The organism is Corynebacterium sp. HMSC035E02 (assembly GCF_001836065.1).
GTDB lineage: Bacteria > Actinomycetota > Actinomycetes > Mycobacteriales > Mycobacteriaceae > Corynebacterium > Corynebacterium hiratae.
The window spans coordinates 1-276 of the sequence record NZ_KV827318.1 but is presented as its reverse complement, the minus strand read 5'-3'; the positions used below and the strand labels follow the sequence as shown (position 1 = coordinate 276).

At 61.2% G+C, this 276-nt stretch carries 1 pseudogene; it reads right to left on the bottom strand.

From position 1 onward, the window contains the following. Positions 1 to 207, bottom strand: a pseudogene (locus HMPREF2635_RS03210) (DUF711 family protein); the annotation flags it as partial. Positions 208 to 276 lie beyond the last annotated feature (69 nt).

The window sequence follows — 276 nt, the reverse complement described above, 5'->3', positions numbered from 1 at the left end:
GCCCTTCTTGACGGCGTCGTTAAGCAGCGCCAGCGCCGCCGTGGTACCGTGCGTGCCCACCTGGTCGAGGCCCATGTGCTCAAGGATGTGCGCGACGGAGTCACCTAGTTCCGCGGTGGGGGCGAGGGAGAGGTCAATGATGCCGAACGGGACACCGAGGCGCTCTGAAGCCATTTCACCCACGAGCTGGCCTTGCCGATAATTGCGGAGCTTGAGGCGCAACTACGCAACGCTAGTGATTACCGAGATGTTCAGAAGACTGAAATGGTAGCGGTG